This window comes from Neobacillus sp. DZ-9, assembly GCF_059587065.1.
The window spans coordinates 347,599-365,662 of record NZ_JCAIOL010000004.1; the positions used below are offsets into that span (position 1 = coordinate 347,599).

12 protein-coding genes are annotated in these 18,064 nt (G+C 42.5%); 11 read left to right on the forward strand and 1 reads right to left on the reverse strand.

Features of this window, described 5'->3' with window-relative positions:
• Positions 1-233: 233 nt before the first annotated feature.
• The 8 genes from AC59HZ_RS13420 (at position 234) to AC59HZ_RS13455 (ending at position 11,166) form a co-directional block, all read left to right on the forward strand.
• Complete coding sequence (locus tag AC59HZ_RS13420; RefSeq protein WP_496546314.1) at positions 234-2,168, forward strand: DUF8034 domain-containing protein; 1,935 nt, start codon at positions 234-236, stop codon at positions 2,166-2,168.
• On the forward strand, positions 2,165-3,013 hold the full coding sequence (locus tag AC59HZ_RS13425; protein WP_496546315.1) for an amidohydrolase family protein: 849 nt from the start codon (positions 2,165-2,167) through the stop codon (positions 3,011-3,013). The genes AC59HZ_RS13420 and AC59HZ_RS13425 overlap by 4 nt, the downstream gene beginning before the upstream one ends.
• 10 nt (positions 3,014-3,023) lie before the next feature.
• A complete protein-coding gene (locus tag AC59HZ_RS13430; RefSeq protein ID WP_496546316.1) occupies positions 3,024-3,797 on the forward strand; it encodes an SDR family NAD(P)-dependent oxidoreductase in 774 nt (257 codons plus the stop codon).
• A 27-nt stretch (positions 3,798-3,824) separates the two neighbouring features.
• Positions 3,825-4,742, forward strand: a complete 918-nt coding sequence (locus AC59HZ_RS13435; protein ID WP_496546317.1) for a fumarylacetoacetate hydrolase family protein — start codon at positions 3,825-3,827, stop codon at positions 4,740-4,742.
• 12 nt (positions 4,743-4,754) lie between these two features.
• Positions 4,755-5,078 carry an L-rhamnose mutarotase gene (locus tag AC59HZ_RS13440; protein WP_496546318.1) on the forward strand — a complete coding sequence of 108 codons (324 nt, stop codon included), beginning with the start codon at positions 4,755-4,757 and terminating at the stop codon, positions 5,076-5,078.
• A complete protein-coding gene (locus tag AC59HZ_RS13445) occupies positions 5,075-5,230 on the forward strand; it encodes a family 43 glycosylhydrolase (protein ID WP_496546319.1) in 156 nt (51 codons plus the stop codon). The genes AC59HZ_RS13440 and AC59HZ_RS13445 overlap by 4 nt, the downstream gene beginning before the upstream one ends.
• 139 nt (positions 5,231-5,369) lie before the next feature.
• Complete coding sequence (locus AC59HZ_RS13450; RefSeq protein ID WP_496546320.1) at positions 5,370-6,530, forward strand: ROK family protein; 1,161 nt, start codon at positions 5,370-5,372, stop codon at positions 6,528-6,530.
• A gap of 529 nt (positions 6,531-7,059) precedes the next feature.
• Positions 7,060-11,166: an Ig-like domain-containing protein gene (locus tag AC59HZ_RS13455; RefSeq protein ID WP_496546321.1), complete on the forward strand. Its 4,107-nt coding sequence runs from the start codon at positions 7,060-7,062 to the stop codon at positions 11,164-11,166.
• Positions 11,167-11,520: 354 nt separating this feature from the next.
• On the opposite strand, the gene AC59HZ_RS13460 is transcribed toward AC59HZ_RS13455, so the two are convergent.
• Positions 11,521-13,833: an AraC family transcriptional regulator gene (locus tag AC59HZ_RS13460; protein WP_496546322.1), complete on the reverse strand. Its 2,313-nt coding sequence runs from the start codon at positions 13,831-13,833 to the stop codon at positions 11,521-11,523.
• Between the two features lie 420 nt (positions 13,834-14,253).
• On the opposite strand from AC59HZ_RS13460, the gene AC59HZ_RS13465 reads away from it, so the two are divergent.
• The 3 genes from AC59HZ_RS13465 to AC59HZ_RS13475 all read left to right on the forward strand — a co-directional run bounded on the left by AC59HZ_RS13465 (position 14,254) and on the right by AC59HZ_RS13475 (position 18,020).
• Complete coding sequence (locus AC59HZ_RS13465) at positions 14,254-15,231, forward strand: ABC transporter permease (protein WP_496546323.1); 978 nt, start codon at positions 14,254-14,256, stop codon at positions 15,229-15,231.
• A gap of 68 nt (positions 15,232-15,299) precedes the next feature.
• A complete protein-coding gene (locus tag AC59HZ_RS13470) occupies positions 15,300-16,187 on the forward strand; it encodes a carbohydrate ABC transporter permease (protein ID WP_496546324.1) in 888 nt (295 codons plus the stop codon).
• Between the two features lie 264 nt (positions 16,188-16,451).
• On the forward strand, positions 16,452-18,020 hold the full coding sequence (locus AC59HZ_RS13475) for an ABC transporter substrate-binding protein (protein WP_496546325.1): 1,569 nt from the start codon (positions 16,452-16,454) through the stop codon (positions 18,018-18,020).
• The last annotated feature ends 44 nt before the right edge of the window (positions 18,021-18,064 follow it).

Sequence of the window (18,064 nt, forward strand, 5' to 3'; positions counted from 1 at the left end):
CTATTCACCATTCCCATTCCGATGTCGCCTATACCGAAAGGCAAGAGAAAATCGAGTCCGTACGCATCTCGGAAGAAGCGGATACGGTCGGCGTCCGGAGTGGAAAGGATTCCAATGGACGTGCGAAACGTTCTGGCCGGTCCGGAAGAACTGCGTCAGGTATATAGCTTATTCCAAGGACAACCTTTATTTAGTTAATAAACAATAAGCAATACAAAGGGAGGGTGAGCACAATGTCTTCATCGCTTATGAACGGAAGTATCGCGTGTATTCAGGCCTCAGAACGGGTCGTTCCACCGACGTGGGCGCTGCAGGAGCAGCAGCTTTTTGAAACATTAAACAAGGCAGCCAAAGAGTTCGTCGAGCGTTACACGCAGCCCGACGGTACGCTCATTTGGTTCGAGCATTGGCCAGGCATGGATGGATCGGATGATCCTTATGAAGGGTTTATGAATTTGGCGCTCTTGTATGTGCTCGGAGGAAGCAGCGAACTGTATGAAGTATCTCGTAAAATATGGGAAGGTATTACTTGGCAGTGGACGGAATACGGACAAATCCACCGCGAGTTCGATGCCTATTACGATTGGATGCACCATGGCGAAGGCTATTTGTATTTATATTTTCTTGGTCTGGCGGGACCTTCGACGCTTAAGGATCGGCAGCGGGCCAGCAAATTTGCAGCGATGTATACAGGCGACGACCCGGAAGCGCCGAACTACGATAAGGAGCGGAAGCTTATCCGATCGCCACTGACAGGCAGCCGCGGTCCTCGCTTTAAAGTAAACGAGGAGGATTGGAGCACGCATCGCGGCATTCTGGACGATTACTTAGCGCCTTACGAAGATATTCCGGGCGTCGATTTTGTAAGCGGCAAGTGCCCGTGGTCGAACGATGAGGTCTATAAACAGCTTCTCGCGATGATGAATCAGCGGATGAATCGCGGCGATGTGCCGCTGAATTTGAATGCAACGGGATTGATCACGCATGCGTTTCTTCATAGCGGAGATGAGAAGCTGCGGAGCTGGGTCGTCGAATACGTAAATGCCTGGCAGGAGCGGACCCGATCAAACGGCGGCATAATCCCTGACAATATTGGACTTACAGGTCAAATCGGGGAGTACAACGACGGCAAATGGTGGGGCGGCTACTATGGCTGGCGATGGCCTCACGGCTTCATGACGATTATCGAGCCGCTTACGAATGCCTGCATGAATAAGGTATTGCTTACTGGCGATATGAAAGGACTGCAGCTGGCAAGGGAGCAGTTGGATCGCAACTGGGAGCTGCGTCAAGAGAAGGAAGGCAAATGGCTGGTGCCATTCAAGCATTTCGACAGCGGCTGGACCGATTATAGGGAGGCGCTGCCAAAGTATCCGATCTATCTGTGGTCGATGTCGATGGCGGATGAGGATGTGGAACGCATAGAGCGCATCCCGAAAGAACAAGACTGGAATGTGGTCATAGTGCCGAGGTTCTCTGGCAGGGATCCGGAAACCGGACGGGAAACAAAGCATTATATCGGTAATACGCAGCCTTGGTATCAATATATCCGCGGGCTCAACCCCGATTATCCGCAGAAGATTCTAAGCGCCAATTACGAAATGATTGGCAACCAGCTCGCGAAGATGCGCTCTCCGGAAGGCAATCCGTATCAATGGACCGAGCATTACAGCGAAGGGATTTATTCGGCCATTCACATTTGGCAGGAAATGTGCCCGCTATATTTCGAAGGCCTTGTGCAGCTGACGTTGGGCGGACCGATGCACATTTCGCATGGGGGTCTGCAGCATGGGCGCGTACGCTATTTTGACGCAGCGGCGAAACGGCCGGGACTGCCGCCGGGCGTGTCTGCCTTGGTGGAGAAGCTGACACCGGATTCCGTAACGGTTCATTTGGTGAACACGAGTCTGTTCGATGATCGAGAGGTTATCATTCAAGCTGGCGTATTTGGCGAACATCGATTCTCAAATGGAGAAATCATCAATTCTTCGGACGAGGTGACTGGCACGATTGCGGCCCAAGGGAAATGGCTGAACGTATCGATGCCTGCGGGAACCGGCATCACTTTGAGACTGTCAATGGAGCGGTTTGTCCATTCGCCATCTTATGATATGCCGTGGCCTAGTGTAGATAAGCAGACTATGATTCATGGGAGGACCGAACAATGAGGATTGATGCCCACCAACATTATTGGCAACTTCAGCGCGGCGATTACGGCTGGCTGACGCCGGACGCCGGAGCGGTATTGTATCAAGATTATATGCCGAAACAGTTAAAATCGGAGCTGCAGCGATGCGACGTATCGGGAACGATTGTCGTGCAAGCGGCGCCGACGATGGAAGAGACGGATTTTTTGCTCGATTTGTGTGAACAAGAAGAGACATTGCTTGGGGTTGTCGGATGGCTCGATGTGACCGGTGCGGATTTTGAACAACATTACTTACGCTTTCGTACCAAACCGCGTTTTGTCGGGATCCGCCCGACCTTCCCTACTACATCTGACGGGGATTGGAGCTGTTATCCGCAATTGCTTCGCAATCTTGCATTGCTCGCTGAAGACGGCTTTCCGGTCGATCTGCTCATTCGGGCGGCTGATCTTCCTGCAATGGTGAAGCTATTGGAAGGTGTGCCGAAGCTGAAGGCCGTCATTGATCATTTGGCGGTTCCGGATATCGAGAGTAATAGAACGGAACCTTGGGCAAATGGATTGGAAGCGTTGGCAAGGTTTGAGCATGTCACCTGCAAGTTATCAGGATTAGCAACGGGATCCGGAGGAAAAGGCTGGACGGCATCCGAAGTTGCCCCATACGTCAAGCATGCGATCGATGTATTCGGGACGGAGCGCCTGATGTTCGGAAGCGATTGGCCGGTCTGCTTACAGGCAGGAAGCTTTACGGACATGCTCGAAATGGTTGGCGCAACGTTACCGACTGGATTGACTGAGGATCAAATCGAGGCTATTTTTGGCGGGAATGCAATTCGGACGTATCGGTTGAAAGAGAAAGAGGTATAGGAGTGAGGATATGCGTTTACAAGATAAAGTAACACTGATCACAGGTGCTGGCTCAGGCATCGGAAGAAGCACGGCATTGCTGTTCGCCCGAGAAGGAGCAGCCGTCATTGTTAATGACGTGGACGAGGTCAAAGGCCTTGAAACGGTACGCGAAATTATAGAAAAAGGCGGTGAGGCACTCTTCATTAAGGCCGATGTGGCCCAGCCAGAAGCGGTCAAAACGATGATAGATACAGCGATTGCTGAATTCGGCCGCATCGACGTGTTGTTCAACAATGCGGGCATCAGCGGCGTTGGCGCACTGCACGAAATCGAACCGGAGACGTGGGACCGGATTATGAGCATTAATGTCAAAGGCGTATTCCTGCCTTCGAAATATGTGCTGCCCTATATGATGGAGCGCAGAACGGGCTCGATTATCAATATGTCATCGTGTGTTGCTGAAATGGGCCTCGCGCGCAGAGCTTCTTATGGTGCAACGAAAGGCGCGGTGCTCGCCTTGACCAAATCGATGCAGGTCGATTATGCAGCCTATAACATCCGGGTGAATGCACTGCTTCCGGGGACAATTTATACACCGTTCATGGAGAACTATTTGAAAACCTCGTATGATGATCCGACAGCTGCGATTGAATCATTGAAACAGCGCCAGCTCAGTGGAGAGCTTGGCAAGCCGGAGGATGTCGCTAACGCGGCCCTTTTCCTCGCTTCGGATGAATCCAAGTTCATGATGGGTTCACCGCTGTACATCGACGGCGGCGTTGTATTCGGCAAGAACGCTTAACAATAATAGAATGGAGTGCAGGAACAAATGAAACTGTTGACTTATGAAGATAACGGGCAATTAAAACTAGCGATAAAAACGGAGCAAGGCATTCTGGATGTCGCAGCAGCGCTGAAAAGCATGACTTCCATGCCAGAAGGAACACTGCCGGTGACCATTCATGAAGTCATCGAAGGCGGAAGGGACGCTGTTGCTGTACTGCAGCGCTTGGCAGACCAAGTGTTAGCTGGCGGTGCGGAGGGCAAAGCTTATTTGCTCGATGAATCGACGATCCAATACGCACCCTGCGTGACGCATCCGAGTAAAATCATTTGCGTGGGACTCAATTACCGCAAGCATGCGGAAGAGACAAACGCGCCGATCCCGGAATACCCAATCCTGTTCAACAAATTTGCCAATACGCTAACAGGAAATGGATGCGAAGTTCCGCTGCCGGAGAAGGTATCGTCGCAGGTCGACTATGAAGCTGAGCTTGTGATTGTTATCGGCAAAAAAGCCAAATATGTAGACAAGGAACATGCACTTGATCACGTGTTCGGCTATTGCAACGTGAATGATCTGTCCGCGCGCGATTTGCAAATGCGAACCCATCAATGGCTGCTCGGCAAATCCTGCGACGGCTTTAGTCCTTTAGGACCGTATCTGGTTACGGCGGACGAAGTCGGCGATCCGAACAATCTGGACATTCGCTGCATCGTGAACGGCGAAGTTCGGCAGCATTCCAATACGTCGGATATGATATTCCATTGCGATGAAATCGTCAGTTATATTTCACAACATATGACGCTGCTGCCAGGCGATATTATCCTAACCGGAACTCCGGCCGGTGTCGTATTTGGTTATCCGAAGGAGAAGCAGGTGTATTTGAAGCCGGGAGATGTCGTAACAATCGAGATCGAAAAGCTGGGTGCTCTGACAAATCGCATGGTGAGCGAACGATTGTAGAGGAGTGGGAATATGGCAGCAAACAGGGTAACAGAAATCAAAGTGGCTCATCTTCATCCAGATCAAGTCGAGCGGTATGAACAGCTTCACCGCGATATTCCTGTCGGGAATGAACAGCACATGCGGGAAGCAGGCATTATATCTTTGCGGATTTTTCGCGAGGGACTGACGCTGTTTATGGTTGTCGAGTCGGATCCATCATTGGCGCTTCCAGATCGAGTCATCGATCACGAGCTGGAAGAAGAGTGGCATCGGCTGACAGGCGAGTGCTTTTCGAGCATTTGGTGGGATGCTAGCGAGATTTATAAGTTGCATAGGGAAGATTCGAAGGCATGAGCGAACGGCAAGCGGCAGTCGAGCAGTGGACGGCTCTAGATGGAGGAAATAAAATGAACATTAAAAACCCTATTTTGCCGGGATTTCATCCCGATCCTTCTATTAGTAGGGTAGAGGATGATTATTATATTGCCACATCTACATTTGAATAGTTTCCAGGCATACAATTGCATCATTCGGAAGGTTTGAAAAATTGGAAAAATATCGACTATGCATTGATGAGGACTTCACAAATTGATTTGAAAGGCTGCGATATTTCGGGGGGCGTATTTGACGTTAGGAGATTTTAAAGTGCAACCAAAAACATGGAATCAACAAATCGTTAAAAAGAATAATAAATCACTCGTCTTACAAATGATTTTAGAAAAAGAAACGATATCGCGGGCTGAAATTGCACAAGTTACCGGACTAAATAAAGCAACGGTCTCCTCTTTTGTAAATGAATTACTAGAGGAAGAACTGATTTATGAATCTGGTCCAGGTGAATCAAGTGGCGGACGGCGTCCAGTCTTACTCCATTTCAATAAAGTGGCTGGATATGCCGTTGGGATAGATATCGGGGTCAATTATATTTTATGTGTACTAACGGATTTAAAAGGGAATATCCTTATTGAAAAAAATCATTTACTCCTAGATACTTCCTTTACCGTTGTCATTGATCTAGTTATCACAATGATACACTCGATCATGGAGGAAATGCCGTCCAGTAAATACGGTATTGTTGGAATTGGAGTCGGTGTTCCCGGAATTATTGATAAAGCTGGAACAGTCCTTCTTGCCCCCAACTTAGACTGGAAAAATTTATCCTTTAAAGAGAAGATTGCAGATGAATTCCATCTACCCGTCATCATTGAAAACGAGGCAAATGCTGGGGCATATGGGGAAAAACAATTTGGCGCAGGACAAAATTATCAAGATATCATTTATGTAAGTGCCGGAATAGGAATTGGTGTTGGCTTCATTCTAAACGAAGAATTATATCATGGAAAAAATGGCTTTTCCGGCGAAATGGGTCACGTGATTATTGAAGTAAACGGCAGGCCATGTAGCTGCGGGAGCAGAGGATGCTGGGAAGCTTATGCTTCTGAACACGTATTGATTAACATGGCCAATCAAAAACATTTATCCCTTGAAATGTTGATTGGGTTAGCCGAAAAAAATGACGAGAGTGCCCTTAAATTTTTTGAACAAATTGGCTGTTATCTCGGATATGGAATTAATAATATCATTAATACCTTTAATCCTGAACAAGTTATCATTGGGAATCGACTAGCCAAAGCTCGAAGATGGCTGGAAGAACCAATTCGCCAAACGATTAATTCTCATACCCTCCCCTTTCATCACCGTGAAGTGAACTTAGATTTTTCAAAACTCTTAACCTATTCAGCAGCATTAGGTTTAACTGCTTTTGTAGTGGAAAAATTTATCAATGACGGTGTAAAAAACCTTTAATTTATTGTAGATATTATAATTCCATAATCAGCCCCATTATTTTTTCAAATAATGGGGCCATTTTTTGGATAAGTAAAAACCTCTCAATTACTAGCTATAGGTTGTACCGTTTTACCTTGCTTAAATCTTCCTATTACCACGAAACATATATTTCGGATGTATCATGAGACTCATTAATTATTCTGAATAGATGGAAATTGGTGAATGTATTAAAAATAGGAGTTACCGTGTAAGTTTTAATTGTTGAAAATCAGCAAATACTGCAGTTTTTGAGATTGCTGATCTGTGACCAACCTAGCTATAATGCAAGTAAATTTACTGCATATTTTGACAAATGGTCAAAAGAATGTGGTCTAGCTAGGGGTGATTAATGAGTAAGAATAAAAGCCGACATGTCTGCATTGAATTCAAAAAAATTCAGTCTCTGGAATGAAAACGCTTTATTATCGGTAGGAGATTCATCAGGCGTATACATACATAAATACCGAAAAACAAATGAAAACGTTAAAAGTTAATAGAAAGGAAAGGTATGATGATGAATAAGAAGAAATTCTTTACGATCATGATTGCGTTATGTATCGTTTGGGTCCCACTGTTTGGTTCTTTACAGACTGCTCAAGCAGCACAAGGGGAAGGTAATTCTCAAAATAAAATCCAAGCCCAATTCTTTGTTTCACCAGATGGAAAGGATAAAAATGATGGCTCCTATAAAAAGCCATTTGCCACTCTACAAGCTGCAAGAGATGCGGTTCGAAAGATCAATAAGAATATGACAGGTGATATTTACGTATTTATTTCAGAAGGTAAATATTATCTTGATGAAACGATTACATTTGACGAAAGAGACTCAGGTACGAATGGCTATAATATCATCTATCGAAATTTAGATGAATTATCCAGTGCCGAGATAATCGGCGGTAAGGTTGTCGATTCATCATGGAAATTAGTGGGAAGAACAGGTGCTGACGCTGACTTACCAGCTGCAGCAGAAGGAAAAGTATACAAAACTCATGTGGGTACAGATGTGATTTTTGATACCCTTTATGTAAACGATCGACGGGCAACATTAGCACGTACTCAGAACTTAAATAAATATAAAAATTTTCAATCGGCTTTAACCCCATACATGAAAAGTAAAGCAGGCGGAATTGGTGACTTGATTTATAGAGATGGTGATCTTGATCAAGAGTCACTAAACGGTATGGTAAACGCTCAACAACGCGGAGACCTGGATGCTTCCGTATATATGTGGGATGGTGGATACTGGGATTGGATGACGGATACGATTCCGATTTCTGCGATTGATACTGCAACCAGTAAGCTTGTCTACAAGACCGTTCCAGGCAAACCAGAGATGTACAGACCTAAATATGCAACAGGTACGAATGCAAGGTATTTCGTTCAAGGAAATTTAGGCTTTTTGGACGTTCCTGGTGAATACTATTTTAATAAAACAACAGGCGATCTGTATTATTACCCTGAGGGAAAAATAAAAGATAATGAATTTATTATTCCTACTGTCAAAGAAGTGGTCCGTGTAAAAGGATCCGATCGCACGCACATGGCTTCGAATATTGAATTTAGCGGCCTGCAATTCAAGGACACCAATACAACGGATTGGTACGCATATGGTTGGAACTGGGGAGATGCAGGAGCTGGTTTAGGTTTCTATCCTCCTGAAGCTAAAAATAGTACACAACCATCCTATGCCGAGCAATCCGAAAGAATTGAGTTCCAATACGGTGTGATTACGCTGACAAACACGAAGAACATCACGATTTCAAAATCACATATCAAAAATTCAGGTATGTTCGGAATCAATCTTTATTTGGCTAACCAAAATGCTGTGCTCAAGGATAACCTGATTGAAAACACCGGTCATGGAGGAATAACCATCGATGGCGGTTACCCAGGTGTGGCTGGAGATAAAAACGGTGATGGCTATAGCAGAGACAATACGATTACGAACACGATTGTTCATGATATTGGCGAGCTCATCGGCCAGGCCTCAGGTATCACAATTCAGCAATCAAGCTATAATACGGTATCACATGTAGAAGTCTATAATTCACCAAGAAGAGGAATTTTCCTAACTGCCGGTTATAGCCGTAATCCGAATGTAGCTTTCCCGAATGGCGATAAAGATTTCAATATTATGACAGATATGTACACGCACCATAATAAGTTTGAGTATGTATATTTGCATGATGCCCAACAAGATGGTGGAGACGACGGAGCTTTCTTTGCCTGTTATCTATATAAGGGTAAGAATTATAAACCGAATTATTTAAGCCAAGCGGTTATTGACAGCACGGGTCCAAATCCTACCATGGTCGATTTTGGTCCTAATGATATCAACTTAGATATGGGTGCCTCTGGCATGGAATTAAGCAATGTTAAAGCCACTAATCCAATGAACTTTAACATCGAAGTGAATACCATTACCCAATATGGGGATGTAATTAAGTTTGATAATACCAATGTAAATTATGGAACACACACCAATTACATTAAGGACTTTGACGACTCCAAGATGGAGTATGACAAAATTGGCGTAACATCCGCTTATCCTAAGGAATACCTAACAGATAGAGAACTCCTTTCAGAACCAGAAGATATCTATTTCAAAGAAAACTTTGAAAATGGACTGGATGATGCAGTTTGGACAACTCAAAACAATCAAGCGAAAATTTCAACAGAATTTATGTCTGAGGGTCCAATAAACGGAAAACTTAGTTTGGAACTGCTTGATAAAACTCGCATATTTAAGAATTTCCCTGAAAACCTGAACAAGGTCGTTACAGTCAAAATGTTTGATCGCCAAAATTATAATCTTGCTTCATATGATTCAGGGCGTCAGAATTCGGCTAGGGTTACCTCCATTGCACGAGTTGATGATGGTAAAAACATCATCGGCATGGGCTTGGATTATAATACGGCTGGAAAGTATATCGTCCAGGTTGGTGAGCAAAAGGAAGTTACCGATATCGAACGGACTTTTGGGTGGCATGAACTGAAGTTTGATTATACATCAGGTACAGAGGTAAAACTCTATATTGATAATCAATTCGTTAAAAAAGTTCCTTCTTCCGGATTTGATTATATCTCGCTTGGTTCTGACCAAGGTAGAGGGCAAGCCTTTTATGATGAGCTTTATGTTTTTGGCGGGAATCCAGCGACAAAGCCAATCCCTCCAACAACCATGCCTGTTCCTCCAGCCTATGATGCATCAGGGGATAATAAGCTACAGCTTAAACTTGATTTTGAAGATGGAAAAGTCCCTAATTTCGAAAAAATCGGGGGTATGCCATCAATCACAAGTGTTGTCACCGATGGCGGAAATCAAGTGCTAAAGGATGAGATTAGAGATGGCAATGATTTTTATGAGTTGAATGCTCCTTGGGATAATTACCTAGTCAACATGAAATGGAAATTTGATGGATGGGGTAATACAAATGTTCTTGGTGGAGCCTACGATAACTTTACGATTTATGTCATGACATCGAATGTGGGGTTGGCTCCAGGAAGAGCACCATTATCTTACCAAATCGTTTTTCGAAGAAATAAAAATGGGACGACTGGTTTTCCTGCCAACACGCCGTATTTCGAAATATCAAAACATACTGCTACGTCAGATACATCACTAGGTAAAGTAGGTGTGCCGGCTGGGTTTAATCCGAATGAATGGCATAATTTACAGATTCAAACGTTTGATGGTAAAGTGGGATTTGTTTTAGATGGACAAAAATTATTATCTGTTAATGACGGTCAATATAAATCAGGTGGGGTTGGCTTTGGTGGGATTAACGCCAATGTTTACTTGGATGATATCGAGATCATTTCTAATCCTAAATACGTAGATTACGATAATCACCTTGGATTAGATAATGTCGTATTAAACGGTAATTTCAACCCTAATTATTATACGTATTATGGCGTGATTACCGATACTAGGAAGCCAATTACGATTAAGAAACCGACGATCGTCCTTGATGGTGTAGAAATGAAACTACAGGTTAATGGCGAAACCATTCCATTTGATGGTGACCATGCATCGATTTCGCCAGATCAATTGATTAATGGAAAGAATACGATAACCCTTTCAGAGATCACTACAGCAGGAAATAAAGACTACACCATCTATATTGATAAGGCGTATGAGATTAGTTCCATCAAAGGTATAAAAGATACTCTATCAACTACCATTGATCATGCTCCGAATCTACCAAAAGAAGTGACCGTTACCTTTAAGGATGGTCGTTCACAATCTGCTAAAGTAAACTGGAGCTCAGTAAATCCATCATTGTATAAAAAGCCAGGTACATTTACTGTAAAAGGACAACTTGCAGATCTCAAAGGAACCCTAAGCACATTTAGTGTCACTGTAACCGTTGATGGCATCAAATCAGTAGATAAGCTTGGCAGTGTGACTACTTTGTCCGGTTTGCAACCAGAATTAGCCAAGTCCATTCGAGCTCACTATCTAAACGATACGAGAGAGTTGCCATTGACTTTTGCAGAATTGGATCCTTCCTTATATGCCCAAAAAGGGACCATTATAGGTGTCGGGTCTGCCGAAGGATATGAAGGTGATATCTTGCAGATCATAGAAGTAAAGGCTAAAAAAGGATACTAACCCCCTTTCATAAGAAAAGCGCAAGCGCCCTGGTCAGCGGCGTATGGCCTGGAGCGCTCCAACTGAGATAAAGGAAATACGAAGAGCCGGAGGCGATTCGATGTTGACTTATCGTAGGGCGGAGAGCGAAGGACACTAGCCGCTAGGGCGCTGGAGCTGGACAATTCTCAAAGTCGAAATTTATACTTTCTTATCTTGTGAGAAAATAAAAAGTGAAATCTATACGATCTTGTATAGATTTCACTTCTTTCACTAGATATGTTTATGCGGTATAAGCAGCAATCCGTTTTCATTCCATGTATTCCTACAAAATCTTCGAGCAACTCCTCTGCCTTCCCATTCCGTTTCATACATCTATTCCTTTGTCACTAAATCGGCATCATTTTCTTTTCCAAGTTGCAACTTGTACTCACTGAGTGACATACCAAAATGTTTTTTAAATCGTGTGTAAAAGTAATTGTTTTTTTCAAGACCAACCTTTTCAAGAATCGTCGACAAAGGCAATTTGCTAGTGCGCATGTATTGATCCAGTTTTTGAATACGGAAGTCAAATATGTATTGTGCAATCGACTGACCGTGTGACATTTTGAACAACTGACCGACATAATTCGGAGATAATCTAATTTTGTCAGCAATGGAGCTGAGACATAGCTCCGTGTTGGAATATTCCTTTTCCACGATTTCGATAATACGCTGCACTAAAAGGTCGTTGCTATTGGATGTGTTTTTTATTTCTGTTACCTTTTTGCTAATCTTTTGTAGAAATTCATTCATCAAACTATCAATATCTGCGCTCACTTCTGCATGTTGTATATCTTGCAAAAAAACCTGCAAAGTGAAATCTTGATTGTTCTTTATTGCGGGTACTTTACTTAATACACCAAAATAGATTCTGTAAATTAAATGGACTACGCAGAACAAAATCTCATCGTACGTATATTGATAAAGTAGTTTACTGATAGACTGATAGATCGCACTGGCTTCTTCATCATGACCCTCCAGTACTTTTTCGATCAGCTGGTCCTCTTTTTTTACTGAAACGTGAAATTCATCGGCATTGATTTCATCCAGCATGTAGGGACTGATAATACAACCATGTCCATAGCGCATTTTTAAAAGAATCGAATCCTTCATACTGTTATACATGGTTGGCAAATGTTCAAGACCCTGAAACAACGTGCTGTACGCCATAGACAGGGAAATATGTATATTCTTTTCTGTATTCCTTTGTATGTCATGTAACACACTTTCTACGTTATCTTGTAATACCTTATATTGCGATACTGTGTCACAATCTATCAGCATCACAAATTTATCAGAGTCACAGCTAAACACTTCACATTTACCGTAATTTTCAGCAATTTCTCCCGCGATATTGACTATCGCATAGCGCAAGGCCCATCGCTCCTTCTGGCTATTTTCAGTTATAAACTGACTGTAATTGTCAATTTTAAACAGGCACATACACAGCTGATTTGTGGCGAGATAATCCAAATGCAAATCATGCAATTTCCCACGTACAGTTTGTATTGAATATGTTGTACTTTCGCTTAAAAGAGCATTTAGAAATTCTTGTTTGGCAGCATAGCCTGTTTCTTTCATGATTTTATCGAGCTGTATATTTTGCTCCTTCATGGATTCAAATACAGACAGAATAACTTGAAATTCTTCCGTTTCAGATACAAGTGTATCGCTTCTTTCAGGAGCTTCCCCGTTTATAATTTTCGTCATTGCTTGAATAGGACTGTTCAGCCTGCGTGCCAAATACAGACAAATTCCCGCACTTAGAATGAATACGGCTATTACTATACCTGTAGCAACGATCGATGCCGTAATTACATCTTTGAAAATTTTATTAAAGGGTGTAACGCCAATGATATACCAGTTGTTTGCATTACTTTTGCTGCTCGAAACAAGGTAACGGGTCCCGTCAATTTTTTGCACCCGATTGTTGCTGCCATCTAGTTCCTGTGCTTTTTGGGCTAATGAGCGCACTTCACTCATGTTATGAACAAACTCCGGTGAGAGTGCCATACTTAATATAGAACCATTCGTGTCAACCACTAAAAAAGACGTCTCCTGTACAGGATCTTGACCATTGATTGCTTGAATGGATTCCGTAAGCGCTTTCGTTCGAATGTTGACAACAACAGCATTTTTCAAACCAGCTGCAGTGGCGCCAGGTTCAAATAATATATATGAGCATACTTTTGCCGATTGTGTTGCTTTATCTACCGATGCCACAATGGGACGACCACGATACTCAGCTACAAAATCTTTGTCGGTTAACAGCTTGGCAATCGCCTGATCTGAAAATGTGGATGTTGATCGACGTTCACCGCTCCGTGAGGAGTAAAACAAGTCCAATCCCGCATTGTAAAGATATACACTGTCGATATCTTTAAGTGTCAAAAAGTGCTTGTCAATGACCTTACTTGCTGAAAAAGATATGTGCTCATCGGTTTCCTTCATATTTAAAAAATTGATAATATCTTTGTCGCTGTACAAAGCATTTCCTAATTTTTTTGCGGTCTCATCAAGATAGGCAATGCTATAATTCGACTGGGCAATCAATTTCTCGTTATAGTGGCTGATCAATCTATTCGTCGTACGCAAATACGTAATCGTTAAAAAGATTGTTAGTAAAACTATAATGATGATCGTCATAATAAAAAAGGAAAAAAAGGCTTTACGTAAAAAACTCGTTCTATATTTTTTTGTTTTTATTGAGAGTTTCATAGCGATCTCCTAATCGTTCGACTTGTATGATCCTCCATTTCGAACTGTTAATAAATGGAGGAGAAAGGGGGATCTTCCCTATCCCCGTAAAGCAATTAGAGTCAGAATATTATTTTTTATTATAATCTTTAGCAATTTACGTCGCAATGATTTCCAACACTTTGTAGATATTGTTAGTTTTTAGAGAAAACTAGTGTTCAAAAACTTGGATAATAATACTTTTTATCGTTGAGTAATCATCACTCGATTCGTAGAATGAGCTCAGATATAAAAAATTTACACAGAAAGGAGTCAAATAATTGAAGGCGATTACAAATACATCTCGTCACACAGAAAGGAGTCAAATAATTGAAGGCGATTACAAATACAAATACAAATACATCTCGTCAGTATAAATCCAATAGAACCATGCGCAGTGTGCGCCGGCAGTTGCCTTTCTATATCATGATGACACCTGGAATAATTTTTATCGCCATCTTATTTTATATCCCGATGGTCGGTGTTCTCATTGCCTTCAAAGATTATAAGGCACGCGATGGTATTTTCGGAAGTCCATGGATGGATCCTTTATTCAAAAACTTCGAGTTTTTCTTTAAATCTGACGTAGCGAGAACGGTTACATTCAATACGCTTTTCTACAATCTACTAGAAGCAGTTGCCGTTACGATCTGCGCATTGACAATCGCTATTCTATTAAATGAAGTAAAAAACAAATTTTTATCTGCTACCTATAAAGGGTCCATTTTGCTGCCAACCTTTCTCTCGTGGATTGTCATCCAGTACATTCTATTCAGTCTGTTGAGTGTTGACCGTGGGATTGTCAATGGTGCGATTACAGGAAACGGTGGAGAAGCTATTAACTGGTACAGCGAACCGTCTTACTGGCGCATCATCCTGCCCATTGCTTATCTATGGAAAAATGTTGGTTACTTTTCTGTTCTATACGTGGCCGCGATTGCCGGGATTAACCCCGATTACTATGAAGCTGCGGAACTGGACGGTGCTTCTAAGTGGCAAAAAATTAGATATATTACACTGCCTCTTTTGAAACCAACCATCATTGTCTTATCACTACTATGGGTAGGAAAACTATTCAATGGTGGCTTGGGCGACTGGAACGGATTCTACACGCTTACTAATGATGCAGGTGCTCTTTATCAGACAACAGACGTGATTGACACACTTGTATTTCGCTCGCTGAAAAAGATCAATGATTACGGCATGGCATCGGCAATGGGTTTATACCAAGCGGTAGTTGGTCTCTTCCTTGTGTTAATCTCTAACTATATCATCAAAAAGAAAGATCCTGATAACGCACTATTTTAATCGATCTGTGGAAACGGATGCTATCTTTATAAGAAGACTTAGACCTGTTTCTATTGGGGGGGAAATAAATGATTCTGAGGAAACTGAATCTTTCAAAAATCACGCTACATCTTTTGTTCATTACCATGAGTCTAGCCTTTATCCTTCCGTTAATATTGGTTGTATCCATATCGTTTACGAATGAGAAATGGTTGATGGTTGACGGATACCGCTTTTGGCCCAAAGAGTTCAGTTCGGCAGCATATCAGTATGTATTCAGCGGAGCGGGCTCCATTCTAAATGCCTATGCAGTTACGATTTTTGTAACGGTTGTTGGTACCCTTTTACATCTGCTGATTACTGCCATGCTGTCATATTCACTGACACGACCCGAAGTAAAACATCGGAGAGCTCTCACTTTCTTTGTGTATCTTCCCGTTTTATTTAACGGCGGTCTTGTACCGCAGTATATTTTACTAACACAAATTCTGCATTTAAAAGATACCATCTGGGTACTGATTATCGTCTACCTCGTTTCGACGGTTAACGTGCTAATTATGAAAAACTTCTTCCGTACGATACCGGATTCATTAATTGAGTCGGCGCGTATGGATGGGTCGGGTGAAATTCGGACCTTTTTCCAGATTGTCCTACCGCTTTCCAAACCAGCATTGGCGACCATTGGATTGTTTGTAACTATTGCATACTGGAATGACTGGATGACAGCCTCATTGTACATCGAATCACCAAATCTGCGCCCCTTGCAATATCTGCTTCAATCTTTAATGAACAATATTGGCTATTTGCAGTCGAACGCACAAGCTTCACAGTCGATGGAAGCCGCTATTGGTATGCTGCCGAGTGAAGGTGCGCGCATGGCAACTTGCGTCCTCGCCATCGGTCCGATTATATTGCTGTATCCTTTATTGCAGAAGTATTTTGAAAAAGGTTTGACAATAGGTGCTGTAAAAGAGTGATTGTTCTTAGGGAATACACCACGAAGCGTTTGTAAACTTCGAATTATTTGATTTTGGCACGTAATCAATTCGAGTAATACGTTAATGATTAAGGGAACAACTTATCACTTCTTATTCTAGGATGTGGGTGGTCTTGTAACCTTAATAATCCTTAGATTTTAGGTGGTAACATGTAATTTGTCTATTAACCTTCTAAAATCAAGGATTCATTAACTTTTTACTATAGATGTTTTGACAATACAAATATTTTAAGGGGGAACCACTTTGAAGAAAATTGCTTCACTTCTGTTGTCCGTAACAATGCTACTATCTATTTTTCTAGCCGGCTGTACGCCAAAAGAATCAAGCTCTACCGGCGAATCTTCATCAGGTGATGGTAAGTTACCTGAGCTTACCTTCTATATGATGAACAGTCCGGTCAATGATTCTGATCGAATCATGAAGAAAGCTAACCAAATTATTTCTAAAAAAATTGGAGCAAAATTGAATCTGATAATGGTAGACAGCAGTACTTACGCTGACAAAATGAATTTGATGATCAATTCTGGTGACAAATGGGATCTAGCTTTCACCGCAAGCTGGGGAGGTATTAACTTCTTTGAGAACGCTGCCAAAGGAGCTTATGCTGACCTGACTGATCTACTTCCTAAATATGCACCTGAAACATACTCTCGTATCCCTCAGGGTCTATGGGATGGCGTGAAAGTTGATAACAAAATCTATGCCATGGTCAATTATCAGCAATGGGGCACTGCCAAGCGAATTGGATTTAGGTTCCGTAAAGATCTTGTAGAAGAAACAGGCTTTGACTGGCAAGCTGTAAAAGGCAAGCCAACCACCGAGGCCCTTGAAATGATCGGTCCTTTCCTCGGCGATGCCCTCAAGAAGCATCCTGAAATGATCGGATTTGAAACTAGCTCTACTTACAGCTTGTTTGCAAATGACCCGCTCTACTGGAATATGGAAGCGGTTGGCGATATGAGCATCCCTGGCTGGATTAACCTGGATAATCCAGACAAAGTCATCAACCAGTATGAGACAGAAGATTTCGCAAAGTTCACTAAAATTATGCGCGACTGGTATAACAAAGGCTATGTGCGCAAAGATGGCGCAACCGTAAAAGATACGACTCCTGACCGTAAAGCAGCTAAATTTGTCGCTGAGATGACCTATGCCTGGCCTGATAGCGTTGATGTTCCTGGCCAAAATCTTGCTATGTCTATGACTCCAACGGATGGGAAAACTACTGCTTTAAGCGTATCGACCACTCGGACGATTATTCCTGCAGCTGCTGGCTCTACCGCAGCTATTGCCGTTAATTCAGACTCTAAAAACATTAAAAAAGCTGTGCAATTAGTAGAACTGCTTAACACGAATGATAACCTGTATAAGTTGATTACGCTCGGTGAAGAGGGTGTTGATTACAAATACGACGAAAATGGTACGTATACTCCGATTGAAGGAAAATATAATTTCAACTTTAACGAATGGCAGATCGGTCAATCTTTCAGCCCTACATTTAACCGTGCTGCATATGACAAGAACAAAGGAGGGGAAACTGCAAAGGAAACCCAAAAATTTGTCTATGAAACAGACAAAACAGCAGAAACCTCACCAGTGACAGGCTTCGTATTTGATCCGTCTAAGGTGAAGACTCAAGTCGCCAACTGCTCTGCGGTTGCTACCGAGATGATTCCGGCACTTAGTTCCGGATCGGTAGATCCTGATAAAGTATTACCAGAGTTCCTCAAACGCTTGAAAACTGCAGGCGTGGACGACATTATAAAAGAAAAACAAGCTCAATATGACGCTTGGAAAAAATCAAAAAAGTAATCTCACATCTCTTTGTGAAATCCGGTGTATGATCGTTTATCGTA

Bases quoted from the DNA above. Each gene is read 5' to 3' on its own strand.
- AC59HZ_RS13445 (WP_496546319.1), top strand. From the start codon at position 5,075: ATGAGCGAACGGCAAGCGGCAGTCGAGCAGTGGACGGCTCTAGATGGA.
- AC59HZ_RS13435 (WP_496546317.1), top strand. From the start codon at position 3,825: ATGAAACTGTTGACTTATGAAGATAACGGGCAATTAAAACTAGCGATA.
- AC59HZ_RS13425 (WP_496546315.1), top strand. From the start codon at position 2,165: ATGAGGATTGATGCCCACCAACATTATTGGCAACTTCAGCGCGGCGAT.
- AC59HZ_RS13440 (WP_496546318.1), top strand. From the start codon at position 4,755: ATGGCAGCAAACAGGGTAACAGAAATCAAAGTGGCTCATCTTCATCCA.
- AC59HZ_RS13460 (WP_496546322.1), bottom strand. From the start codon at position 13,833: ATGACGATCATCATTATAGTTTTACTAACAATCTTTTTAACGATTACG.
- AC59HZ_RS13420 (WP_496546314.1), top strand. From the start codon at position 234: ATGTCTTCATCGCTTATGAACGGAAGTATCGCGTGTATTCAGGCCTCA.
- AC59HZ_RS13430 (WP_496546316.1), top strand. From the start codon at position 3,024: ATGCGTTTACAAGATAAAGTAACACTGATCACAGGTGCTGGCTCAGGC.
- AC59HZ_RS13470 (WP_496546324.1), top strand. From the start codon at position 15,300: ATGATTCTGAGGAAACTGAATCTTTCAAAAATCACGCTACATCTTTTG.
- AC59HZ_RS13455 (WP_496546321.1), top strand. From the start codon at position 7,060: ATGATGATGAATAAGAAGAAATTCTTTACGATCATGATTGCGTTATGT.